This is a genomic window from Micromonospora sp. DT44 (genome assembly GCF_049841635.1).
Lineage (GTDB): Bacteria > Actinomycetota > Actinomycetes > Mycobacteriales > Micromonosporaceae > Micromonospora.
This window is the reverse complement of record NZ_JBNCKS010000035.1, coordinates 40,061-61,002: the sequence shown is the minus strand read 5'-3', so window position 1 is coordinate 61,002 and position 20,942 is coordinate 40,061. Positions and strand designations below refer to the sequence as shown.

At 73.0% G+C, this 20,942-nt stretch carries 23 protein-coding genes; 12 read left to right on the top strand and 11 right to left on the bottom strand.

Going from position 1 to position 20,942, the window contains the following annotated elements; translation table 11 throughout:
* Positions 1-9: 9 nt before the first annotated feature.
* Positions 10-2,142, bottom strand: coding sequence for a SpoIIE family protein phosphatase (locus tag ACLQ25_RS20595; RefSeq protein ID WP_425732429.1), 2,133 nt, complete (start codon positions 2,140-2,142; stop codon positions 10-12).
* Between the two features lie 198 nt (positions 2,143-2,340).
* On the opposite strand from ACLQ25_RS20595, the gene ACLQ25_RS20590 reads away from it, so the two are divergent.
* Positions 2,341-3,192: a mechanosensitive ion channel family protein gene (locus ACLQ25_RS20590; RefSeq protein WP_425732428.1), complete on the top strand. Its 852-nt coding sequence runs from the start codon at positions 2,341-2,343 to the stop codon at positions 3,190-3,192.
* Positions 3,193-3,253: 61 nt separating this feature from the next.
* Here ACLQ25_RS20590 and ACLQ25_RS20585 read toward each other — a convergent pair whose 3' ends face one another.
* On the bottom strand, positions 3,254-3,607 hold the full coding sequence (locus tag ACLQ25_RS20585) for a DUF6401 family natural product biosynthesis protein (RefSeq protein ID WP_425732427.1): 354 nt from the start codon (positions 3,605-3,607) through the stop codon (positions 3,254-3,256).
* Between the two features lie 160 nt (positions 3,608-3,767).
* Between ACLQ25_RS20585 and ACLQ25_RS20580 the strand changes: the two genes are divergently transcribed.
* Together ACLQ25_RS20580 and ACLQ25_RS20575 are read left to right on the top strand one after the other, a co-directional pair.
* Positions 3,768-4,208, top strand: a complete 441-nt coding sequence (locus ACLQ25_RS20580; protein WP_425732426.1) for a hypothetical protein — start codon at positions 3,768-3,770, stop codon at positions 4,206-4,208.
* Positions 4,209-4,276: 68 nt separating this feature from the next.
* Positions 4,277-5,053, top strand: a complete 777-nt coding sequence (locus tag ACLQ25_RS20575) for a hypothetical protein (protein ID WP_425732425.1) — start codon at positions 4,277-4,279, stop codon at positions 5,051-5,053.
* 41 nt (positions 5,054-5,094) lie between these two features.
* Here ACLQ25_RS20575 and ACLQ25_RS20570 read toward each other — a convergent pair whose 3' ends face one another.
* Positions 5,095-5,745, bottom strand: a complete 651-nt coding sequence (locus tag ACLQ25_RS20570; RefSeq protein WP_425732424.1) for a TetR/AcrR family transcriptional regulator — start codon at positions 5,743-5,745, stop codon at positions 5,095-5,097.
* 58 nt (positions 5,746-5,803) lie between these two features.
* Here ACLQ25_RS20570 and ACLQ25_RS20565 point away from each other — a divergent pair, with 58 nt between their 5' ends.
* On the top strand, positions 5,804-6,634 hold the full coding sequence (locus tag ACLQ25_RS20565; RefSeq protein WP_425732423.1) for an SDR family NAD(P)-dependent oxidoreductase: 831 nt from the start codon (positions 5,804-5,806) through the stop codon (positions 6,632-6,634).
* A 5-nt stretch (positions 6,635-6,639) separates the two neighbouring features.
* On the top strand, positions 6,640-7,017 hold the full coding sequence (locus ACLQ25_RS20560; protein WP_425732422.1) for a nuclear transport factor 2 family protein: 378 nt from the start codon (positions 6,640-6,642) through the stop codon (positions 7,015-7,017).
* A gap of 107 nt (positions 7,018-7,124) precedes the next feature.
* Here the strand turns inward: ACLQ25_RS20560 and ACLQ25_RS20555 are convergent, their stop codons facing one another.
* Entirely contained in the window at positions 7,125-7,334 is a 210-nt protein-coding gene (locus tag ACLQ25_RS20555; RefSeq protein ID WP_357119743.1) for a hypothetical protein, read from the bottom strand.
* A gap of 157 nt (positions 7,335-7,491) precedes the next feature.
* Between ACLQ25_RS20555 and ACLQ25_RS20550 the strand changes: the two genes are divergently transcribed.
* On the top strand, positions 7,492-8,763 hold the full coding sequence (locus ACLQ25_RS20550) for an MFS transporter (protein WP_425732421.1): 1,272 nt from the start codon (positions 7,492-7,494) through the stop codon (positions 8,761-8,763).
* On the opposite strand, the gene ACLQ25_RS20545 is transcribed toward ACLQ25_RS20550, so the two are convergent.
* From ACLQ25_RS20545 to ACLQ25_RS20530, 4 genes are all read right to left on the bottom strand, one after another.
* Positions 8,718-8,969 (bottom strand): hypothetical protein, encoded by a 252-nt coding sequence (locus ACLQ25_RS20545; RefSeq protein ID WP_355053421.1) that lies wholly within the window; start codon positions 8,967-8,969, stop codon positions 8,718-8,720. The genes ACLQ25_RS20550 and ACLQ25_RS20545 overlap by 46 nt on opposite strands.
* 108 nt (positions 8,970-9,077) lie before the next feature.
* Positions 9,078-9,539 carry an SRPBCC family protein gene (locus ACLQ25_RS20540; protein WP_357119737.1) on the bottom strand — a complete coding sequence of 154 codons (462 nt, stop codon included), beginning with the start codon at positions 9,537-9,539 and terminating at the stop codon, positions 9,078-9,080.
* Positions 9,540-9,586: 47 nt separating this feature from the next.
* Positions 9,587-10,003 carry a DUF2795 domain-containing protein gene (locus ACLQ25_RS20535; RefSeq protein ID WP_425732420.1) on the bottom strand — a complete coding sequence of 139 codons (417 nt, stop codon included), beginning with the start codon at positions 10,001-10,003 and terminating at the stop codon, positions 9,587-9,589.
* An 82-nt stretch (positions 10,004-10,085) separates the two neighbouring features.
* On the bottom strand, positions 10,086-11,063 hold the full coding sequence (locus ACLQ25_RS20530; protein WP_425732419.1) for a YihY/virulence factor BrkB family protein: 978 nt from the start codon (positions 11,061-11,063) through the stop codon (positions 10,086-10,088).
* A 178-nt stretch (positions 11,064-11,241) separates the two neighbouring features.
* Here ACLQ25_RS20530 and ACLQ25_RS20525 point away from each other — a divergent pair, with 178 nt between their 5' ends.
* Complete coding sequence (locus tag ACLQ25_RS20525) at positions 11,242-11,643, top strand: ChaB family protein (protein WP_425732418.1); 402 nt, start codon at positions 11,242-11,244, stop codon at positions 11,641-11,643.
* A gap of 86 nt (positions 11,644-11,729) precedes the next feature.
* Here the strand turns inward: ACLQ25_RS20525 and ACLQ25_RS20520 are convergent, their stop codons facing one another.
* Positions 11,730-13,163: an aldehyde dehydrogenase family protein gene (locus ACLQ25_RS20520; RefSeq protein ID WP_425732417.1), complete on the bottom strand. Its 1,434-nt coding sequence runs from the start codon at positions 13,161-13,163 to the stop codon at positions 11,730-11,732.
* A 72-nt stretch (positions 13,164-13,235) separates the two neighbouring features.
* Here ACLQ25_RS20520 and ACLQ25_RS20515 point away from each other — a divergent pair, with 72 nt between their 5' ends.
* A complete protein-coding gene (locus ACLQ25_RS20515; RefSeq protein WP_425732416.1) occupies positions 13,236-14,846 on the top strand; it encodes a phytoene desaturase family protein in 1,611 nt (536 codons plus the stop codon).
* A gap of 51 nt (positions 14,847-14,897) precedes the next feature.
* Here ACLQ25_RS20515 and ACLQ25_RS20510 read toward each other — a convergent pair whose 3' ends face one another.
* Together ACLQ25_RS20510 and ACLQ25_RS20505 are read right to left on the bottom strand one after the other, a co-directional pair.
* Positions 14,898-15,665 (bottom strand): polyprenol monophosphomannose synthase, encoded by a 768-nt coding sequence (locus ACLQ25_RS20510; protein WP_425732415.1) that lies wholly within the window; start codon positions 15,663-15,665, stop codon positions 14,898-14,900.
* Positions 15,666-15,806: 141 nt separating this feature from the next.
* Positions 15,807-16,253: an SRPBCC family protein gene (locus ACLQ25_RS20505; protein ID WP_425732414.1), complete on the bottom strand. Its 447-nt coding sequence runs from the start codon at positions 16,251-16,253 to the stop codon at positions 15,807-15,809.
* 155 nt (positions 16,254-16,408) lie between these two features.
* Between ACLQ25_RS20505 and ACLQ25_RS20500 the strand changes: the two genes are divergently transcribed.
* Genes ACLQ25_RS20500 through ACLQ25_RS20485 form a run of 4 tightly spaced genes read left to right on the top strand, consistent with a single transcriptional unit; the run spans position 16,409 to position 20,935 of the window.
* On the top strand, positions 16,409-18,082 hold the full coding sequence (locus ACLQ25_RS20500) for an HAD-IIIA family hydrolase (protein WP_425732413.1): 1,674 nt from the start codon (positions 16,409-16,411) through the stop codon (positions 18,080-18,082).
* Positions 18,079-19,053: a glycosyltransferase gene (locus tag ACLQ25_RS20495; RefSeq protein ID WP_425732412.1), complete on the top strand. Its 975-nt coding sequence runs from the start codon at positions 18,079-18,081 to the stop codon at positions 19,051-19,053. Before ACLQ25_RS20500 ends, ACLQ25_RS20495 begins: the two co-directional genes overlap by 4 nt.
* Positions 19,038-20,255, top strand: coding sequence for a glycosyltransferase (locus tag ACLQ25_RS20490; protein WP_425732411.1), 1,218 nt, complete (start codon positions 19,038-19,040; stop codon positions 20,253-20,255). Before ACLQ25_RS20495 ends, ACLQ25_RS20490 begins: the two co-directional genes overlap by 16 nt.
* A complete protein-coding gene (locus ACLQ25_RS20485) occupies positions 20,252-20,935 on the top strand; it encodes a D-sedoheptulose-7-phosphate isomerase (protein ID WP_425732453.1) in 684 nt (227 codons plus the stop codon). Before ACLQ25_RS20490 ends, ACLQ25_RS20485 begins: the two co-directional genes overlap by 4 nt.
* Positions 20,936-20,942: the final 7 nt, after the last annotated feature.

Genomic DNA, 20,942 nt, shown 5'->3' with positions numbered 1-20,942 from the left:
GGGTACGACTCAGTGTGGTTCGGCCGGTGGGACCAGGATCTCGAACCAGACCGTCGAGCCGCGCACCGACGGGTCGGTGCCCCAGGCGTCACTCAGCTCCTCGATGAGACCCAGTCCACGCCCGCGACTGCTCAACGTGTCGGTACGCGCCCGGGTCACGGTGCCCCGCGTGCCGGAATCGGCGACCGAGACCAGCAGGCGTTCGGGGCTGAGATCGATCTCCACCCGGGCGGCCGTGCCGGCGTGCAGCAACGCGTTGGTCGTCAGCTCGCTGGTGCACAGCACCGCCGCGCCGATCACCGACTCGGGCACCCGCCACTCGGTGAGCTGACCGGTCATCCAGTGCCGGACCCGGCTCGGCGCGGTCGGCTCCGCCGGCATCTCCATCGCCGCCGACCGGCTCGGCTTGAGGGCGTGCTCGACCGCCAGCACCGCAACGTCGTCCTCGGTGCCACCGGACACCGCCGCCGTCGCCACCGCGCAGAGGGCACGGGGGTCGCTGGTGCCGGCCTTGGCCACCGCGTCGCCGAGGGCGTCCATCCCGGCGCTCAAGCTCTGCCTGCGCCGCTCCACCACGCCGTCGCTGAACAGCAGCAGGGTGTCGCCGGGCGGGAATGCGACGGTGACGGTGGTCGGTCGTCCGCCCAGTCCCAGCGGGGGAGCGGCCGGCACCTGCACGTACTCGGCGTGCGTGCGGCCGTCGGGCGCACACCGGCGGATCAGGGGAGCGGGATGACCGGCGCTGGCCAGGGTCAGTTCCCGCCGCTCGGCGTCGATGACCCCGAACGCCACGGTGACGAACAGCTCGTGGCTGCCGGCCTCCGCGCCGAGGCTGGTCACCAACCGGTCCAGACCGGTCAGCACCGCGTCCGGCGCCGGATCGGCCAGGGCCAGCGCGCGCAGGGCCGCCCGCACCTGCCCCATCCGTGCTGCGGCCTGGACGTCGTGCCCGGCGACGTCGCCCAACACCACGCCGAGCGCGCCGGTGGGCAGCAGGAACGCGTCGTAGAAGTCGCCGCCGGCAGCGTTGCCGTCCACCCCGGGGTCGTAGCGGGCCGCGATCCGCAGCCGGGGCAGGTCGGGCAGGTGCTCGGGCAGCATGCTGCGTTGCAGCAACTGGGCGGTGCCGTGCTGGGTCTCGAACCGCCGCGCCCGCTCGGCGGCCTGGCCGATCAGCTCCGCCGCCGCGGCGAGCAGCGCCCGCTCGGCGGCCGACCAGGAGTGTGCGCCGTGGTAGCCGACCGTCAGCCCGCCCCGGACCACCGACGTGCCCAGCGGGAGCGTGGCCATCGAGCGGATCTTCTCGTCATGCCGGTCCACGGCGGTCTCGCGCAGCGGCTGGCCGTCGCTGATGAACAGGGCCTCGCCCGACCGGGCGGCCAGCGCGACGGGACCCTTCCAGTCGGCTGGCGCCCGCCGCCACAGCGGAGGCAGCCGCTCGTCGGCCTCGTCCATCAACTCGCCGCGCACCCGACGCACCATCCGCCAGCCGCCGCCACCCTCGTCGACCACGAACGCCACCCGGTCGGCGTCGAACATTCCGATGGTGTGGCGCAGCGCGACCCGGGCCACGTCGTCGAGGGTGAGGGTGCCGGCGAGCGCTGCGGCCACCTCGCTGAGACTCTGCAACTGCTCGGTGACGTGGGTGGTTTCGGCGGCCACCGTCAGGATTCCGACGATCTGCCCCGCGCTGTCGCGTACGGCCGAGTGACTGCGGGTGAAGACCACCTGCTCGACACCGCCGCTCTCCCCGATCAGGGGGAGCGTCGACTCCTTCTCCAGGAACGGCACACCCTCGCGGTAGGCACGCTCGATCGCGTCACCGAAGCCGGGCAGCTCCCAGACGTCGGCGTGGACCTCGGCGGCCGGTCGACCGAGGGCGGTCGGATGCTTGCTCCCCAGCAACTCGGCGTAGCCGTCGTTGTAGAGCAGGACCAGGTCGTCGCCGTACGCCAGCGCCATCGGCATCGGCGAGGCGAGGATCAGCCCCACCACGGCCCGGACCGCCGCGTCCCACCCCTCAGGCGGGCCGAGCGCGGTGGCGGACCAGTCGTGGGCGAGCACGGCTGCGGGGCCGGGCCCGGTGGATGCGCCGGGGGCCGGAATTGCTGGCGTGGGGACTCGCCCGACCGTTCCTGGCATATTCGCAGCCTAGCCGGCCGTCGCTCAGCCGCATCCGATCATGTGCGCGGGTCGCCGACACCCCCGGCGTGGTTGCTGTTCGGGCAGGTCAAGGCCCCTGTTAGTCGACTTGTCGGAAAAATGGCAGTGAGCCGCCCGGACTGCCGCACCGGTGGCCGGGTATGCGCCCGGCGCAGTCCACGCGACAGGAGGGACATCATGCTGAAAACCCTCGCGGTGCGGCAGGCCGACATCGGCGACGCCATCGCCGACACCTGGAGGTCGGTGCTGCTCTTCATCCCGAAGGCAGTGGCCTTCATCGTCATCCTCGTGGTCGGCTGGCTAATCGCCAGAGCGGTCCTCAAGATCGTGGATGCGGTGCTGGAACGGGTGCGCTTCGACGAAGCAGTCGAACGCGGAGGCATCAAACGGGCACTCGAGAGAACGAAGTACGACGCCAGCGACATCCTGGCCAGGTTGGCGTACTACGCCGTCCTGCTGTTCACCCTGCAGTTCGCCTTCGGAGTCTGGGGGCCCAACGCGATCAGTGACCTGATCAGCGGCGTGGTGGCCTGGCTGCCGCGCGCGTTCATCGCGATCGTCATCGTGGTGGTCGCGGCCGCTATCGCCAACGCCGTCCGGGATCTGGTCACCGGGGCGCTGGGCGGACTCTCGTACGGCAAGGTCCTGGCGGACCTGACGGCGATCTTCATCATCGCGCTCGGCGTGATCGCCGCCCTGAACCAGGTGGGTATCGCCACCACGGTCACCACTCCGGTGCTGATCGCGGTCCTCGCCACGGTCGCCGGCATCCTGATCATCGGCGTCGGCGGTGGCCTGGTCAAGCCGATGCAGAACCGCTGGGACGGCTGGCTGGACCGGGCCGCCCGGGAAGCCCGGGCGGTGCAGGAGCACCGGCGGGCCGCCTCGGCGGGGCGCGGCGACATGGAGCGGCAGATGGCCGACCGTGGCGGCGACCGGACCCAGGCCATGCCCCGGGTCGACGAGCAGTCGACGGTGTCGGGTGGGCGTGGCACGTACCAGTCCGGTGCGGCCGACCAGCGTCCGTAACCGGGCACGACCCGTGCCAGGAGAAGGGCGTCCACCCAGTCGGTGGGCGCCCTTCGCGCGGTCAGGAACGCTCGAGCGAGCGGGCCAGCGCGCAGACGGCGACCAGCCGGGTCAGCGGCCACTCCGGCGCGCTCCAGTCCACCGACCCGCGCGACGGGGCCCACCCGTGCTCCAGGGCGGCGGCGCGTACCCCCTCGGCGTAGCCGGCGAGCGCCGCGGCGGTCAACGGCCGGCGGTCACCGTCCAGGCTGTCGCGGACGGCGGCGGCGTGCTGGTCGACCAGCGCCAGCAGCCCGGGACGCGCGGCGGCGGCCGCGAGGCCGGCGGTGCCCACGAAGACGGTGAGGGCGGCCAGGGTGGACCGCGCCGACTCGACGGCGGTCGGGGAGGCGACCCGGTTGAACGGCACACGCATGGTGACCGAGGCTAACCGACCGGTGATCGACCGACCTCGGCCGCTCGGCGCTTGTGGGTTGTGCCACCGGACGAGCGAGGCTGACCGCGAGGGTTGATCCGGCACAGACGGGGCACCAGGCACCCGACGACGCAGGACGGCACAGAGGGTGGGATCGGCGATGGGGCAGCGGGCGGACGGGCCGGACGAGCAGCACCGGCGGCCGGCCGGGGTGAGCGACGAGACGGTCGCCGCGCTGGGCAAGCTCAGCGAGGCGTTGGAGTGCGTCGAGCGGGCCCGCGGGCACCTGTATTCGCTGCACCAGCTCATCGGGCACGCCGACCTGATGCTCGACGACGCGGTGGAGACGTTCCGTGCCGCCGGGCACCACCGGATCGCCGAGCGGATCGACACCGAGCTGCTGGGCCGCAACGTGATCGCCGGCCGGTGGACGTTCCAGATCGTCGAGGACTTCGACGACGGCTACCACGCGCTGTTCCGGGAGCTGGACCAACAGGCCCGCGACGAGCTGGTGGGCGGACGGCGCCACCTCTACGAGGCGGAGATGAAGGAGCGCCGCCGCACGCGGGGCCAGTCGGGGCACGAGGCCCGACCGGACTGACAACGGACTGGCGGCATGTGGATGATGGGGCCCGGTTCGCCGGGCCCCGTCATTCGTGAGGAGCGTTCATGGCAAAGGACAGGAAGCCGCCGTTCATGATGAGGGCGATGCTCAGGCTGGAGCGCGGGACCGCGAGCACCGCCGTGACGCTGCGTCGGTACGCTCCACTCGCCGACGATCTCGGCGCCGACGGGATGGACGTCGACATCGAGCGCGCCGACCTGCTGCTGTCCGGCTGGCGCGTCGCCGTCAACGAGGAACGCGCCATGCGTGACCTGGCCTCCGGACTGTTGCGCCGCTTCGGCTGGCGGGAGCAGGACTTCGTCTACTCGTCGAATGTCCGCTACGCCGAGACCCTGGGACCGCCGTCCGGCCCGCCGGCCACCCGCCTGGTGATCAACCGGGCCGACCAGGAGTTGGGCTGGGAGGGCGCGACCCACGGCACCGCTCTCAGCCCCGACCGCACCCTTGACATCGCGCCGGCTGGGGCCGAGGTGGTGGCCCGGCTCTTCGTCGCCGTGCCGGCGACCACGTTCGCCGGGACGGTGGAGGCGTTGCAGCCGTGGTTGGCCAAGGTCGGGGTGGCTGCGGTCGGGGTGGACCTGGGCCGCGGTGCTCTGGTGTACCTCGCTCGCGGCGACCTGCGGGCCGAGGCGGCGAGGCTCGGCCTGGGGTCGGTGGAGACCGGCCGCATCGAGGCGGACGCCGACCACGTCATCGAGACCGCGACGGCCGCCGACGGCACGACCCTCTGGCTGCGCCGCGGCACGGACCCGGTCTCCCGGCACTGGCCCGGCATCATCGAGATCCGGGAGATGGTGATCGACCCCTCCTACCCGGACTAGGGCTCGTGTCGAGGTCATGACCGACTTCGCCACCGACCCTCCTAGCGGGCCAGGCGGTCCAGCAGTTCGCCGAGCAGCGCCTGTTCGCCAGGGGTGAGGTCGCCCGGGTCGTCGCCGACCAGCGCGCGCAGCGTCAGTGCGGTGCTCGCACGAGTCGCGGGGGCGTCGGTGGGGGCCATGCGCAGGACTCCGGCCAGCGCGGCCTCGCGCACGCGTCCGGACAGTGCGAGATCCGGCTCGGGCTGGCTGATCAAGGTGAGCGTGATGCCGACGTTGGCGGCCAACACCTGTTCGGCGGCATCGGCCGCCGGCACCTTGAGTCGGCCCCGGGCGGCGGTCAGCCGGTCGCGCAACGCGGCGTGCGCGGGAGCGGTGACGGCGCAGGGCTTTCCGGGCTCTGCGCGGCCGTAGAGCAGCCCGTAGAACGACGGGTGCTCCAGCCCGAACTGCACGTGTCTGTCCCAGCCCTCGCGCAGGTCGTTCAGCGGGTCGCCAGAGTTCTCGACCGCCGTGTACTGGGTGAAGCCGTGGCTCGCCACGGCGTCGATCAGGCCCTGCTTGCTGCCGAAGTGGTGGTACAGCGTCGGGGCCTGCACCCCGGCGCGATCGCACACCGCCCTCGTGGACACCGTGCCGCCGCTCTCCAGCAACTCCGCTGCGGCGAGCAGGAGTCGATCTCGTGCGTTCTGCATGGTTGCTACATTAGCTCATGTAGCGCTACATTGCGCTCTATAGCGAAAGGAGAAGTCCATGAGGACTTGGTTCATCACGGGTGGGACGCCCGGCGGGTTCGGCCTCGTCTACGCCGAGGCTGCCCTGGAGCAGGGCGATCAGGTGGTGGTGACCGCCCGTCGGCCCGCTGAGCTGCGAGAGTGGGCTGAGTCGTACGGCGACCGTGTGCTGGTCCTTCAGCTCGACGTCACCGATGCCGACCAGGTGCGTGCGGCGGTCAAGACGGCCGAGGAGCGGTTCGGCGGGATCGACGTGCTCGTCAACAGCGCGGGCCGTGGCTGGTACGGCTCGATCGAGGGTGCGCCTGACGAGACGATCCGCCGCACGTTCGACCTCAACCTGTTCGCCGTGGTCGAGGTGGTACGCGCGGTCCTGCCCGGTATGCGGGCACGCGGAAGCGGCTGGATCGTGAACATGTCGTCGGTGGCAGGCCTCGTCGGCGCGCTGGGGTTCGGCTACTACGCGGCGGCGAAGTTCGCGATCGAAGGACTGTCGGAGACACTGCGCCAGGAGGTTGAGCCGTTCGGGGTCCGCGTGCTCGTCGTGGAGCCGGGAGCGTTCCGCACCAAGGCCTTCGCCTACTTCCAGAGCGAGGACGTCAACGAGATCGTCGACGCCTACGTGCCGATGGTCGAGGGTGTCCGGGCGGCGTTCGTGGACCACAACGGCAAGCAGGCGGGGGACCCTGTTCGCGGGGTGCAGGCCGTGATCAGCGCGTTGAACGCACCGGTGCCGCCGAAGCGGATCGTGCTGGGCAACTCCGGCTACGACGCCGTTGTCGCGATGCACGAGAACGCGCTCGCGGAGCTGCGCGCGAACGAGAAGCTCTCCCGCGGAGCGGACTTCTGAGCCTGTTGCACACCGGCACGCGCCCGCGTCCGGGCACCCGAGAAGACTGGAGAGAAAAAATGAACGACATCAATCTGCCCAAGGCCGTCGATCACTTCATCACGGCAACCAACGCGCACGATGCGAACGAGCTGGCCGCGGTCTTCGGCGACGGGGCCACCGTGCGCGATGACGGGCAGACCTGGACCGGCGCGGCCGAGATCCGTGAGTGGATCCAGGGGCACCTGATCAACCCCAAGGTCGTGCTCACGCCCACCTCGTTCGCGGACGACCGGCTGGTGGCCTCCGGGGACGGTGACTTCCCTGGCGGGCCCCTGTCCTTCGCCCTCGTGTTCGACATCAAGGACGACCAGATCACCGGCCTTGCGATCGAGCCCGTCTGATTCGTCACCGGCCGGAACTGCCGGAGGGCGGCTCCGGCCGGTGACCAGGTAACGGGCAGCCAGGGGCATCAACAAAGCGCCCCTGGCCGAAAGTGCGGTTGGCCGCTCTACTCGCTGGGGGCGTTGGCGGGCCGGCGACGGGCGGCGTCATCGGCGATGATCACGGTGGCCACCATCAGCGCGACGCAGACGCTGAACAGCCACGAGTCGTCGGAGACGAGCCGGGCCGACACCGGTGCCTGGAGCGCGGCGAGCAGGAAGCCGAGCCAGGCGATGCGACGCTGACGCGTGGAGAGGATTCCGGAGCCTTGATGCATCCCGAAATTCTTACGCGCACACGCGCGTTTGCCGTCCCCCGATCGGCCGGTTCTGACTGAGCTGTCCGCTTTCTCGACCGTCCGGACACCACTTCTTGTCGCAGCGGGCGGGCGGCCTCCGCCGCCGGTAGGGTGCGCTGCGGCAGGATGCTGTCCCATGTCCACCTCGCCCCCGCCACCCCGCGCCGCGCTGCTCCTGCTGGCCTACCTCGCGTTCGTCAGCCTCGGCCTGCCGGACGGCCTGCTCGGCGTCGGCTGGCCGTCGATCCGGGCGGACTTCGGCGTCCCGACCGAGGCCGTCGGGTTGCTGCTCACCGCGGGCACCGTCGGCTACCTCACCTCCAGCGTGCTGGCCGGGTTCACGCTGGCCCGCATCGGCGTGGGCGCGCTGCTCGCCGGAAGCACCCTGCTCGCCAGTCTGGCGCTGACCGGATACGCCCTGAGCCCCGTACTGGCGGTTATCGTGGGATGCGCGCTGCTGCTCGGGCTGGGCTCCGGCGCGGTCGACTCCGGGCTCAACGCGTACGCGGCCGGCGCGTTCGGTCCGCGCCACATGAACTGGCTGCACGCCTTCTTCGGCCTGGGCGTGGCGATCGGTCCACTGATCATGACGGCGGCACTGAGCGCCGGCCTGGCCTGGCGGTGGGGGTACGGCATCGTGGCCGCCGCCCAGCTCGCCCTCGCCACGGCGTTCGCGCTGACCGTACGCGCGTGGCGACGCCGCGATCCCGCTCCCGGGGCGGACGCGGAAACGTCCGACACCGCTGCGCCGGTCCGGGTGCCGGTCCTGGCCACGCTGCGGTTGCCGGTCGTCTGGTCGGGGACACTCGCCTTCGCGCTGTACGTCGCCATCGAGGTGTCCGCCGGGCTGTGGGCGTTCCTGCTGCTCACCCAGGGGCGCGGCCTGAGCGCCGCGGTGGCGGGCGGCTGCGTCTCCGCGTACTGGGGGAGTCTCTTCGTCGGCCGGGTGGTGCAGGGGGTGGTGGCCGAACGGCTCGGGCCCCGGTTGGTGTTGCGGGTGAGCCTGGCGGGCATGGCCGTCGGCGCGGCGCTGATCGCCGTCCCCGGCTCGGCCGTGCTGGCCGTTCTCGGCCTGGTCGTGCTCGGCTTCGCCGCCGCGCCGGTGTTCCCGCTGCTCACCCTCACCACCGCCGAAAGGGTCGGCGCGGCGCACGCGGACCGCGCCATCGGGTTGCAGATCGGCGCCGCCGGTCTGGGCGCGGCGCTCGTACCGGCGGGCCTCGGCGTGCTGATCAGCAAGGTGTCGGTACAGGCGCTCGGCCCGGCTCTGGTGGTGCTCGCGCTGGCGCTGATCGTGCTCTACGAGCTGGGCGCCCGCCGGTCGTCCGGGGACGCCGGGCGGACCGGGCCGCCCGGCGTGGACTATCCGTTGTCCGGTCCGGTACGGCCGGTCGTGGACGGACGGTAGGCGCGCTCCGGGTCGGTCGGCTCCCGCCCCGGCGCCTCGCCGCCCCGGTCGGCCGCCGCCGGCCCGTGCCCGAAGGCGGCCTCCTCGCCGGCGTCGTTGCCGGTCACGTCGTCAGCCTGCCCGTCGATGCTGGAACCCGCCACGGCGCGCTCCAACTCCTCCAGCGGCAGCCGCTCCTCGTCACGCCACACCCTGTCGTCCGTCATGCCATCAGCGGTACCCGGGCGCGATGATCGCAAACAGGTGCCTCACGGCCCGGAACACGACGATGGCCGCCGGGAAACCGGCGGCCATCGTTCATCGCGTACGCCCGATCACGGCTGCGGGCGGTCCACCGAGCCACGCCAGGCGCCGGTCTCCTGACCGCGCCGCTCGATGAACGTCTTGAACCGCTCCAGGTCGCCCTTGGCGCGCCGGTCGACGATGCCGAGCTTGTCGCCAGCCTGCTCGACCACACCGTGCGGCTCGAACTCGAGCTGGAGGGTGACCCGGGTCTTGCTCTCGTCCAGGCGGTGGAAGGTCACCACACCAGCCTGCTGGGTGCCGCCGGTCGAACGCCACGCGACCCGCTCGTCGGGAAGCTGCTCGGTGATCTCGGCGTCGAACTCGCGCTTGACACCGGCGATGTCCACCGTCCAGTGGGTCATCGTCTCGGAGAGCTGCCGGACCTCCTGCACGCCCTCCATGAACTGGGGGAACTCCTCGAACTGCGTCCACTGGTCGTACGCGGTCCGCACAGGTACGGAAACCTCAACGTGTTCGGTAACGCCACTCATCGGTCAATCCTCCTTCGGCCGCTGTCTGTCGGATCGGGGGGCGATCACTACCAGCGGGTTGTCTCGTTTTTGTTGCCGAGCGCGGCCCACACCTCGGAGACCGTCTGGTACTCGGTGCCATCGGGCAGCCGTTCCAGCGCCGCCACGATGTCGTCGGGCGCCTCGTTCTCCCGCGCGCTGGCGATGAGCACCAGCCGGTCGCCGGGCAGGGCGCTCATCGAGATGAATCGGCCGAGCCGGCTGCGCTGCTCCACGTCGGTGGAACTCATCCCCTGCGGGGTGCCGGTGCGCAGGTCGCCCGCCGGGGCCGTGGTGGCCTCCGGCTGGTCCTCACCGGCCGGCTCGGGAACCCGGGATTCGTCGACCCGTGAGCCGCCGGTGCCCGGCCCCTGCACGAGGCCGCTGACCTCCTGGCTCATCTGCTCGTCGATCCTCGGTCCGTGCTTGCTGTTGCCACGCTCCATGTCTTCTGCGCTACCCGGCACCCCGTCCGGTAAACCGGCACCGGGCCACGAACCGGCCCCCGGGCCGGACATCCGGTCCCTTTCAGTCCTCGGCCGGCTTGCGCGGCGGCAGGACCGGATCGCCCGCGTCCTTCTCGCCCGCCTGCAACTGCCGGCCGCGCTGCACCTCTGAGTTGATCTGCACGCCGAGCATCAGGGCACAGTTGGACAGGTAGAGCCAGACCAGGAACGCGATGGCCGCGCCCAGGCTGCCGTAGGTCGTTTTGTAGGTGGCGAAGTTCGCGACGTAGAAGCCGAAACCGAAGGACACCACCGCCCAGGAGAGCAGGGCCACAAAGCCGCCGGGGGTGAGCCAGCGGAAACGGGGTTGGCGCACGTTCGGGGCGATCCAGAACAGCAGGGACAGCAGCACCATCATCACCAGGGCGAGCACCGGCCACTTCGCGACGCTCCACACCGTTCGCGCCAGACCACCCGCGTTGATCAGGTCGCCGACCGCGTCGGTGACCGGGCCGCTCACGATCAGGGCGAGGGCGACCACCGCGAGCAGCACCAGCGTCACGGCGGCCAGGCCGATCTGCAACGGCCGCAGCCACCAGACCGACCTGCCCTCGGTCACCCCGTAGATGGCGTTGGAGGCGCGGGTGAACGCGCCGATGAAGCCCGACGCGGACCACAGCGCGCCGAGCAGACCGAAGCTCAGCAGCACCTTGGCGTTGCTCTGCTGGACGACCACCGAGCGGATCACCCCGACCACGCCGCCGTCGTCGTCGGCCACCACCGAACTGGCACCCACCTGCTTGGCCAGGTCGACAACCGTGTCGAGGGTCCGCTCGCCGGACGAGACCAGGCCGACCAGGGCCACCACCACGATGGCGGACGGAAAGAGCGCCAGCACCCCGTAGTAGGTGAGCGCGGCGGCCCAGTCCGAACAGTTGTCGTTCACGAAGTTCTGCACGCTGCGGACCAGCACCCCGCGCCACGTCCGCCAGCTCAGTTGCCGGATCCGCCGGGGAACTCCCGAACCGGTGAGTGTCGTACCGGGATCCGTGGTCGTCATGCCCGCTCCCTGTGCCCCGGCCACCGGATGACCGGTCGTCCGGTCTGGCCTGGACCGGCCGGTACCCAGGGCGGGAAATCGACAAACCCGCTCGTCGGCCCGCCGACGCCGCTAGGGTTTGCCGCCGCGCTCGCCGGGAACGGACACGGTGACTCTGTCGATGCTTCAGGAGGACGAGATGCCCGCGCGCGAGGACCTGCCCAGCACGCTGCGACGCTCCTCGGACAAGGCGCAGCGCACCTGGGCGAAGACGCACGACTCGGCGGTGGAGACCTACGGCGAGGGCGAGCGGTCACACCGTGTCGCCTTCGCCGCGGTGAAGCACCAGTTCGAGAAGGTGGGCGACCACTGGGAGCCCAAGGGTCGTAAGGGCCCGAGCGACCGCCAGGCCGCCGGTGGAGGCCCCGAGCGGCGTGCCCCCACCGCCGGTGGGGTGGACGCCAACGCCAGCAAGGACCACCTGATGTCGGTGGCCCGCAAGCTGGATGTACCGGGCCGGTCCAGCATGACCAAGTCGGAGCTGGTCACGGCCATCGAGAAGGCCAACGACCGGGCGACCCGCAAGGCTCGCGGCGACTGACCCACGCGCAGCGTGGCACGGGACGGACGCGCCACCCCTGCGTCCGCCCCGTGCCGCTCACCACCGGTCCGCTCACCTTGGACCGCTCACCACCGCCCGCCGCCGGGCGCCTCGATGTGCACCGCCTTCGTGGCCGTGAACTCGTCCAGCAGCTCCGGGCCGTAGCCGAAGCCCTGCCCGCTGGCCCGGCGCGGATGCGCGGCCCCGCCCGGCGCCCCGCCGAACACCGCGTTGACCTTCACGGTGCCCACCGGCAACTCCCGCCAGGCCCGCTGCGCGTGGCTCATCGACGCGGTCAGCACCGTGGCCGCCAGCCCGTACGGGGAGTCCGCCGCACAGGTCAGCGCCTCGTCGAACGAGTCGACCACCACCACCGGGGCCACCGGCCCGAACGTCTCCTCGCGCACCAACGCCATGTCGTGCCGGCAGTCGGCGACCACGGTGGCCGGGTAGTACGCGCCCGGTCCGTCCGGCAGCTCCCCGCCGGTGCGTACCCGCGCGCCGGCCGCCACCGCCGCCGTCACCTGTCCGTGCACGTGGTCGCGGTGCCGCCGGTCCACGAGCGGGCCCAACTCGGTGCCCGGGTCGCGCCCCGGCCCGACCCGCAACGCCTCTGCCCTGCGCACCAGCGCCGCCACGAAGTCGTCGGCCAGGTCGCGATGTACGTAGATCCGCTCCACCGCGACACAGATCTGCCCGGCGTTGGCGAACGCGCCGAGTGCGGCCTGTTGCGCCGCCCACTCGGGGTCGACACCCGCGTCGACGACGAGCGGGTCGCTGCCCCCGTTCTCCAGCAGCACCTTCGCGCCGGTGCCGGCCGCGGCGGCGGCGATCTTCCGCCCGGTGGTGGTGGCGCCGACGTGCGCGATCACGTCCACGTCCTGCGCGGCCAACGCCGCCCCGACCTCCGGGCCGCCGGTGAGCAGGGACAGCACGCCCGCCGGCAACGCCCCGTCCAGGGCCCGGGCCAGCAGCCAGCCCGTCGCGGGCGTCCGCTCGCTCGGCTTGTAGAGCACCACGTTGCCGGTGACCAGGGCCGCGCCGAGCAGCCCGCACGACACCGCAACCGGGTCGTTCCAGGGGGTGATCGCGGCGACCACGCCGCGCGGCTGCGGAGTCATGAAGTCCACCGCGTCGGTCGCGCCGTGCAACGTCCGCCCGCCGCGCAGCGGCGCGAGTTCCGCGTACTGTCGCAGGGTGCCGATGCCCGCCTCGACGCCGCCGCGGGCGTCCGCGAGTGGCTTGCCCATCTCCGCGGTGACCGCCGCCGCCAGCTCGTCGGCGAGCGCCGCGACCGCGTCCGCGGCCCGGTGCAGGGTCGCCGCCCGCTCGGCCGGCGCGGTCGCCGCCCATTCGTCGGCCGCCTCGCGTGCCGCCTGGGCCGCCTTGCCGACCTCATCGGCCGTGGCGACCGGCGCCGAGGTGACCGGTTCGCCGTCCGCCGGATCACACACGACCAGCTCGCCGCCGGACCCGCCCGCGCCCCACACCCCGCCCACCAGCTGCGCAACCGTGTACATGCGGCGCTGGATGCCCGGGTCCCGGCGAGACAAACGCGTTTCGCCCGGTTGCGCCCCGGGTAGGCGGGTCGGATGACTACCACCGGCGCGGAGAGCGCGGACGCCGTCGTCATCGGCGCCGGGCACAACGGCCTGGTCGCGGCGAACCTGCTGGCCGACGCCGGGTGGGACGTGGTCGTGCTGGAAGCGACCGCCGTACCCGGCGGCGCCGTCCAGTCGGCCGAGGTCACCGCGCCCGGCTATCTGAGCGACCTCTACAGCTCGTTCTACCCCCTCGGGTACGCCTCGCCCGTGCTCAACGGCCTCGACCTGGGCCGCCACGGGCTGTCCTGGCGGCACGCCCCGGACGTGCTGGCGCACCTGCTGCCCGACGGGCGGGCCGCGGTGATCAACCGGGACCCGGACGCCACGGCCGCCTCGTTGGAACAGTTCGCCCCCGGCGACGGGAAGCGCTGGCTGAACGCGTACACGGACTGGCTCGAGGTGGCCGAGCCGATGCTGACCACGATCACCACGCCGTTCCCGCCGGTACGTGGCGGACTGGGTCTGCTGCGCCGGCTGCGGGTCGCGGGGGCGCTGCGGCTGGCCCGCCGACTCGTGGTGCCGGTGCGCAAACTCGGCGACGAGCTGTTCGACGGCGAGGGGGGCCCGGCGCTGCTCGCCGGATGCGCCCTGCACACCGACCTGTCCCCTGAGGAGGCCGGCTCCGGCGTGTACGGCTGGCTGCTGGCCATGCTCGGTCAGCAGGTCGGCTGGCCGGTGCCCGACGGGGGCGCGCGGCGGATCACCGACGCGCTGGTGGACCGCCTCGCCGAACGCGGCGGCCGCATCCTGTACGGCGCACGCGTCGACCGGGTGCTCACCGCGCGCGGCCGGGCGATGGGCGTACGCACCGAGGGCGGCACGCTGTGGCGGGCCCGGCGGGCGGTCCTCGCCGACGTGCCGGCGCCCGCCCTCTACCTCGACCTCGTCGGTGCGGCGGTCCTGCCGTCGCGGCTCGTGGAGGACCTGGCGCACTTCCGGTGGGACGGCTCGACGCTGAAGGTGGACTGGGCGCTCTCCGCCGGAGTCCCGTGGACCAACCGGGCGATCGCCGGGGCCGGCACCGTGCACCTCGGCGCGGACCTCGACGGGCTGACCCGCTACGCCGGCGAGCTGGCCCGGGGTGAGCTGCCCCGTGACCCGTTCCTGCTGGTCGGGCAGATGTCCGTGGCCGACCCCAGCCACTCGCCGCCGGGCACCGAGTCGCTCTGGTCGTACACCCACCTGCCGTTCCGGCGGAACTGGCGGGCCGAGGACATCGCCGAACACGTGCAGCGCATGGAGGACGTGCTCGAAGCGGCCGCTCCGGGGTTCCGGCAGCTCATCGTGGGCCGGCACGTGGCCGGGCCGGCCGACCTGGAGAAGGGCGACCCGAGCCTGGTCGGTGGCGCGCTGGGTGGGGGCACCGCCGCCGCGTACCAACAGTTGTTCCTGCGCCCGATCCCCGGCCTGGGCCGTGCGGACACTCCGGTGGACCGGCTCTTCCTGGCCAGTTCGTCGGCGCACCCGGGCGGTGGGGTGCACGGCGCGCCGGGCGCGAACGCGGCCCGCGCGGCCATGGCCCGCGACCGGGCCCTGACCGGCGCCGCCTACGCGGCGGCCATCGCCGCGGCCCACCGGACCGTCTACCCGCCGAACTGAACCGTCGGCCAGGAGGTTCGCGCCGCGAACCTCCTGGCCGACGAGGTGGGCTCAGGAAGTGATGTTGCGGTGCTTGCTGCGCAGGCGGAACGGCATCAGCGCGCTCTCGACCTTGGTCGCGGTGGTCATCTTGGAGACGCCGTCACGCCGCTCCTCGAAGCGGATCGGGACCTCCAGGATGGTGTGGCCCAGCTTGGTGGCCAGGTAGTGCATCTCCACCTGGAAGCTGTAGCCGTTGGACTGCACCCGGTGCAGGCCGATGTCCTTCAGCGCGTCGGCCCGCCAGATCTTGAAGCCGGCGGTCAGGTCGCGGATGCGCACCCGCAGCAGCGTGTGCACGTAGAGGTTCGCCCAGCCGCTGAGCGCGCGGCGGTACAGCGGCCAGTTCTCGTCCAGCTCGCCGCCCGGCACGTACCGGGAACCGATCACCACGCCCGACTGGGTGGAGAGCAGCGCGCCCAGCATCCCGGGCAGCGCCTCCGGCGGGTGCGACAGGTCGGCGTCCATCTGCGCCACGAACTCGGCCCCGCCCTCGAGCGCCCGGGTCATCCCGTCGACATACGCCCGACCCAGGCCCTCCTTGCCGGCCCGGTGCATCACCTCGATCCGCTCCGGGTACTCGATGGCCAGCTTGTCGGCCACCTCGCCGGTGCCATCGGGGGAGTTGTCGTCGGCGACGAGGATGCGCAGCCCCGGCAGCGGCAGCGCGAGCAGCCGCTCGACCAGCGCCGGCAGGTTGCCCGCCTCGTTGTAGGTGGGCACGACGACTGTCAGGTGTACGTCTCGCCACGGCGACGGCAGTTGGACGGGCTCGATCATGTCGGACATCCTCGGTTTGCGGACACGGCTACCCCAGAGGGTAGCCAGTTGCCCGACCCGGATTGAAAAGGCTCCCCGTGGGTCCGGCCGTCCGCAGGTGGCGGCGCGCTCAGCGCGGGCGGCGGCGCACCACCGTCCGCGTCACTGCGGGCCCTTCTGCCGGGTGGCGATGTCGGAGAGCCGGGCCAACGTCTCCCGGTTGCGCAGGTGCAGCACGAGGTCGTTGGCCTTGTTGCGGACCCAGCGCAGCGGACCGGCGGCGAAGTCCTCACCGATCCGGACGCGGGTGGCGCCCCCGTCGACCGGTTCCAGGGTGAACGCGACGATCGCCTCCCCGGCCGGCCACAGCCCGGCGCGCAGCACCAGACGGTGTGGCGGCTCGCAGACCAGCACCGTCGAGGCGTCCTGCAACGAGAACGGCCACGGGCCGGCCCGGTGGTGCAACTGGCTGCCCACCCGGGGCCAGGCGTCGTCCACGTCGCGCACGTGCGCCGTACCGACCACCCAGTCGCTGTACGTCCACCCGTCGGCAAGCACGTCGAACACCTGCTGCGGGGGAGCGTCGATCACTTTCTCCACTATCGCCACTGAACTCCCATACCCCTGCGGTGACGGAGGCTAACGAGCCGGCGGGTTAGCTTCTTCCGGGCGGCGGGTAAGGCCGACCGGGGCACCGCCGGTGGCGTTGGCCCACGGCGCCGACGACGACGTTTACTCCTTCGGGCGCCGGGAACCCGCCGGCTGTGCGACAGGACCAGGAGGATCCGTATCAGCGCAGGTCAGCCCGGGTGTACGCCGGTGCTGGCCGGGTTGGTCGCGGGCCTGCCGCACCCCCCGCTGGCGTCCTGTACGACGCGGTGCTGCTCGACCGCGACGGCACCCTGATCGAGGACGTGCCGTACAACGGCGACCCGGAGAAGGTACGCCCGCTGCCGGGTGTCCGCGCAGCGCTGGACCGACTGCGGGCCGCCGGTCTGCGCCTCGCGGTGGTGACCAACCAGTCCGGCCTGGCCCGGGGCTACTTCGACGAGGAGCAGATGCGGGCGGTGCACGCCCGCGTCGAGGAGCTGCTGGGCGGCTTCGACGCCTGGCTGGTCTGCCCGCACGACGACGCCGACGGCTGCGACTGCCGCAAGCCGTCGCCCGGCCTGGTGCACGCCGCCGCCCGGGAGTTGGGCACGAGCGCGTCGCGTTGCGTACTGGTGGGCGACATCGGCCGTGACGTGGGCGCGGCGCTGGCCGCCGGTGCGGCCGGGGTGCTGGTGCCCACGCCGGTGACCCGCCCGGAGGAGATCGCCGCCGCCGGCTGGGTGGCGACGGACCTGCCGTCCGCGGTCGACGAGATCCTGCGCCGCCAGCGGGCCGTGCGGCCCACGCGAACCGCCCACGGAGTGGGTACCGCGCTGGTGGTGCGCTCGGACTCGGCCGGGGACGTGCTCGTCACCGGGCCGGCGATCCGGGCCGTCGCGGCCGGCGCGCGACGGGTGGTGCTGCTGTGCGGACCACGTGGGCGGGCCGCCGCCGAGATGCTGCCCGGCGTCGACGAGATCATCGAGCACCCGCTGCCGTGGATCGATCCCGCGCCGACGCCCGTCGACCCGGACGACATGCGACGCCTGACCGCCCGGATCGCCGCCGTCGGCGCGGACGAGGCGGTGGTGTTCACCTCGTTCCACCAGTCGGCCCTGCCGCTGGCGTTGCTGCTGCGGATGGCCGGGATCACCCGGATCGCCGCGATCAGCGACGACTACCCGGGCGCGCTGGTGGACATCCGCCACCGGGTGCCGGTAGGCGTCCCCGAACCCGAGCGGGCGCTCTCCCTCGCCGCCGCGGCCGGCCACCGGTTGCCGGCCGGCGACGAACCCGTGCTGCGGCTCCGCGACGACGCCGTGGCGTCCCGCCCGGCCGCTGTCGGTGACCCCGGCTACGTGGTGCTGCACCCGGGCTCGGCCGCGTCGAGCCGGGCCTGCCCGACCGAGCTGGCCGCCCGCATCGCCGGGGCGCTCAGCGCGGCCGGGCATCGCGTGCTGGTCACCGGCGGGCCCGACGAGCGGACGGTGACCGCCCGGGTCGCGGCGGCGGGCGGCACCGACCTGGGCGGTACGACCGACCTGGCCGGACTGGCCGCGCTCGTCGCCGACGCCGCCGCCGTGGTGGTCGGCAACACCGGGCCCGCGCACCTGGCCGCCGCCGCCGGCGTACCGGTGGTGAGCCTGTTCGCACCGACCGTCCCCTTCGGGCAGTGGGGTCCCTACCGGGTGCCCACCGTGCGGCTCGGCGACGCGAGCGCGCCCTGCCGCGACACCCGGGCGGCGAGCTGCCCGGTCCCCGGCCACCCGTGCCTGAGCGGCGTCGACCCGGCCGAGGTGGTCGAGGCGGTACGGACACTGACCGCCAGCGGTGGTGGCGTCCGATGAACATCCTGCTCTGGCACGTGCACGGTTCCTGGACGACGTCCTTCGTGCACGGCAGTCACCGCTACCTGATCCCCACCACGCCCGACCGGGGTCCGTACGGCCTCGGCCGGGCGCGGACGTATCCGTGGCCGGACAGCGCCGTCGAGGTGGCCCCCGACGACCTGCCGGACGCCGACGTCGACGTGGTCGTCCTGCAACGCCCCGAGGAGATCGACCTGGCCGAGCAGTGGCTGGGCCGGCGTCCGGGTCGCGACCTGCCCGCCGTCTACGTGGAGCACAACACACCCAAGGGCGCCGTCCCCAACACCCGGCACCCGATGGCCGACCGTGACGACCTGCTCGTCGCCCACGTCACCGGGTTCAACCAGATCTTCTGGGACACCGGCTCGACCCGCACCGGCGTTGTCGACCACGGCATCGTCGCGCCCGCCGTGTCGTACACGGGTGAACTGGACCGGCTCGCCGTCGTGATCAACGAGCCGGTGCGGCGGGGACGGGTCACCGGCACCGACCTGCTGCCCCAGTTCGCCGAGATCGCGCCCCTGGACGTGTTCGGCATGGGCGTCGCGGGCCTCGCCGACCACCTCGGACTGCCCGCCGACCGGCTCACCAGCCACGACGACGTCCCGCAGGACCGGATGCACGCCGAACTGGCCCGCCGGCGGGCGTACCTGCACCTGTGCCGCTGGACCAGCCTGGGGCTCAGCCTCATCGAGGCGATGGCGATCGGCATGCCGGTCGTCGCGCTCGCCACCACCGAGGCGGTCACCGCCGTGCCCCCGGAGGCGGGGGCCCTCGCCACCCGGATGGACGTCCTGCTCGACGCCGCTCGCCGGTTCATCGCCGAGCCGGCGGCCGCACGCCAGGCCGGCGTGGCGGCCCAGGCCGCCGCGCGCGACAGGTACGGCCTCGACCGTTTCCTCGCTGACTGGGACCGGCTGCTGGAGGAGGAAGTATGCGGATCGCGATGATCTCGGAGCACGCCAGCCCGCTCGCCATCCTCGGAGGGGAGGACGCCGGCGGCCAGAACACGCACGTGGCCGAGTTGTCCGCCGCGCTCGTCGCCGCCGGGCACGACGTACGGGTCTACACCCGCCGCGACGCCCTCGACCTGCCGGTGACCGTCCGCGCCCCGGACGGGTACGACGTGGTGCACGTGCCCGCCGGTCCGGCCGAGCCGGTCGCGAAGGACGCGCTGCTGCCGCACATGCGCGAGTTCAGCCGGTGGCTCGTCGATCGGTGGCGGGGCGGGGACTGGACGCCCGAGGTGATCCACGCGCACTTCTGGATGAGCGGCCTCGCCGCGTTGACCGCCGGCCGGCAGGCCGGCGTGCCGGTGGTGCAGACGTACCACGCGCTGGGCACGGTCAAGCGCCGCCACCAGGGCGTGCAGGACACCAGCCCGGCCCGGCGCATCGCCTACGAGCGGGAGCTGGGCCGCTCGGTGGACCGGGTGGTCGCCCAGTGCCGCGACGAGGTCGGCGAGTTGGTCCGGATGGGGGTGCCCCGGAACCGCATGACGGTCGTGCCCTCCGGCGTCAACCTCGCCTCGTTCGCCCCGCTCGGGCCGGCCGCCGACCGGGAGCCGGGCCGCGCCCGCATCCTCACCGTGGGCCGGCTGGTCGAGCGCAAGGGCTTCCAGACGGTTGTCCGCGCGATGGCGCTGGTGCCCGACGCGGAGTGCGTCGTGGTGGGCGGGCCGCCCGAGGGGCTGCTGGAGACCGACCCGTACGCCCGGCGGCTGCGGGCCCTCGCCGAGTCGTGCGGGGTCGCCGACCGGGTGCACCTGGTCGGCGCGGTGCCCCGCGAGGAGATGGGCCGCTGGTACCGCTCCGCGGACCTGCTGGTCGCCGCACCCTGGTACGAGCCGTTCGGCCTGACGCCCCTGGAGGCGATGGCGTGCGGCGTTCCGGTCGTCGGCACCGCCGTGGGCGGCATCCGCGACACCGTCGTCGACGGTACGACCGGTGACCTGGTGCCGGCCCGCGACCCCAACGCCCTCGCCGCCGCGATCCGGGGACTGCTCGACGACCGGATCCGCCGCTTCCGGTACGCCACGGCGGCCCGCGAGCGGGCCCGGTCGCGCTACTCGTGGGAGGTCACCGCCGAACGCCTCGCCGGGGTCTACAACGAGGTCGCCGCCGTACGTCGGCCGACCCGGGTGGTGGCCTGATGCCGGCGGTCAGCCCGCTCGATACGCACCTGACCAACCTCGCCGCGGCACTGCAGCCGTACCGCCGGTGTGAACCGCAGTTGGCTCGCTGGGGCGCGCACCTGGCACACCGGCTGGCCGGCGGCGGACGACTGCTCGTCGCCGGCAACGGCGGCAGCGCCGCCGAGGCCCAGCACCTCACCGCCGAGCTGGTGGGCAAGCTGCACGACGACCGCCAGCCCCTGTCGGCGATCGCCCTGCACGCCGAGACCAGCGCGGTGACCGCCATCGCGAACGACTACGGCTACGCCGACGTCTACGCCCGTCAGGTCCGCGCCCACGGCCGACCCGGCGACGTGCTGCTGCTGCTGAGCACCAGCGGCGTCAGCGGCAACCTGCTCAGCGCCGCACACGCCGCGCGCGACGCCGGCCTGACCACCTGGGCGCTCACCGGACCCGCCCCCAACCCCCTCGCGGACGCCTGCGACGAGGCGCTCGCCGTGCCGTCGGCCGACACCCAGGTCGTCCAGGAGCTGCATCTCGTGACCAGTCACCTGATCTGCGAGTACCTCGAGAAGGAACTGCCGGCGGCGCTGGCCGCCGTGGAGCCCGCGACGGCCGGTCGGCTCGCGTCCGAGCCGGTACGCACCGGCGTCGAGGTCGTGCTCGACGGCCCGACCGCACAGCAGATCGACGCGTGAGCATGAG

What these genes read in the sequence shown, in the direction of transcription:
- ACLQ25_RS20510 (WP_425732415.1), bottom strand. Translation starts at nt 15,665, where the DNA reads ATGATCGAGCCCGTCCAACTGCCGTCGCCGTGGCGAGACGTACACCTG.
- ACLQ25_RS20595 (WP_425732429.1), bottom strand. Translation starts at nt 2,142, where the DNA reads ATGCCAGGAACGGTCGGGCGAGTCCCCACGCCAGCAATTCCGGCCCCC.
- ACLQ25_RS20540 (WP_357119737.1), bottom strand. Translation starts at nt 9,539, where the DNA reads ATGAGTGGCGTTACCGAACACGTTGAGGTTTCCGTACCTGTGCGGACC.
- ACLQ25_RS20530 (WP_425732419.1), bottom strand. Translation starts at nt 11,063, where the DNA reads ATGACGACCACGGATCCCGGTACGACACTCACCGGTTCGGGAGTTCCC.
- ACLQ25_RS20570 (WP_425732424.1), bottom strand. Translation starts at nt 5,745, where the DNA reads ATGCAGAACGCACGAGATCGACTCCTGCTCGCCGCAGCGGAGTTGCTG.
- ACLQ25_RS20490 (WP_425732411.1), top strand. Translation starts at nt 19,038, where the DNA reads ATGCGGATCGCGATGATCTCGGAGCACGCCAGCCCGCTCGCCATCCTC.
- ACLQ25_RS20585 (WP_425732427.1), bottom strand. Translation starts at nt 3,607, where the DNA reads ATGCGTGTGCCGTTCAACCGGGTCGCCTCCCCGACCGCCGTCGAGTCG.
- ACLQ25_RS20545 (WP_355053421.1), bottom strand. Translation starts at nt 8,969, where the DNA reads ATGACGGACGACAGGGTGTGGCGTGACGAGGAGCGGCTGCCGCTGGAG.
- ACLQ25_RS20515 (WP_425732416.1), top strand. Translation starts at nt 13,236, where the DNA reads ATGACTACCACCGGCGCGGAGAGCGCGGACGCCGTCGTCATCGGCGCC.
- ACLQ25_RS20580 (WP_425732426.1), top strand. Translation starts at nt 3,768, where the DNA reads ATGGGGCAGCGGGCGGACGGGCCGGACGAGCAGCACCGGCGGCCGGCC.
- ACLQ25_RS20575 (WP_425732425.1), top strand. Translation starts at nt 4,277, where the DNA reads ATGGCAAAGGACAGGAAGCCGCCGTTCATGATGAGGGCGATGCTCAGG.
- ACLQ25_RS20520 (WP_425732417.1), bottom strand. Translation starts at nt 13,163, where the DNA reads ATGTACACGGTTGCGCAGCTGGTGGGCGGGGTGTGGGGCGCGGGCGGG.
- ACLQ25_RS20535 (WP_425732420.1), bottom strand. Translation starts at nt 10,003, where the DNA reads ATGGAGCGTGGCAACAGCAAGCACGGACCGAGGATCGACGAGCAGATG.
- ACLQ25_RS20555 (WP_357119743.1), bottom strand. Translation starts at nt 7,334, where the DNA reads ATGCATCAAGGCTCCGGAATCCTCTCCACGCGTCAGCGTCGCATCGCC.
- ACLQ25_RS20495 (WP_425732412.1), top strand. Translation starts at nt 18,079, where the DNA reads ATGAACATCCTGCTCTGGCACGTGCACGGTTCCTGGACGACGTCCTTC.
- ACLQ25_RS20525 (WP_425732418.1), top strand. Translation starts at nt 11,242, where the DNA reads ATGCCCGCGCGCGAGGACCTGCCCAGCACGCTGCGACGCTCCTCGGAC.
- ACLQ25_RS20590 (WP_425732428.1), top strand. Translation starts at nt 2,341, where the DNA reads ATGCTGAAAACCCTCGCGGTGCGGCAGGCCGACATCGGCGACGCCATC.
- ACLQ25_RS20565 (WP_425732423.1), top strand. Translation starts at nt 5,804, where the DNA reads ATGAGGACTTGGTTCATCACGGGTGGGACGCCCGGCGGGTTCGGCCTC.
- ACLQ25_RS20550 (WP_425732421.1), top strand. Translation starts at nt 7,492, where the DNA reads ATGTCCACCTCGCCCCCGCCACCCCGCGCCGCGCTGCTCCTGCTGGCC.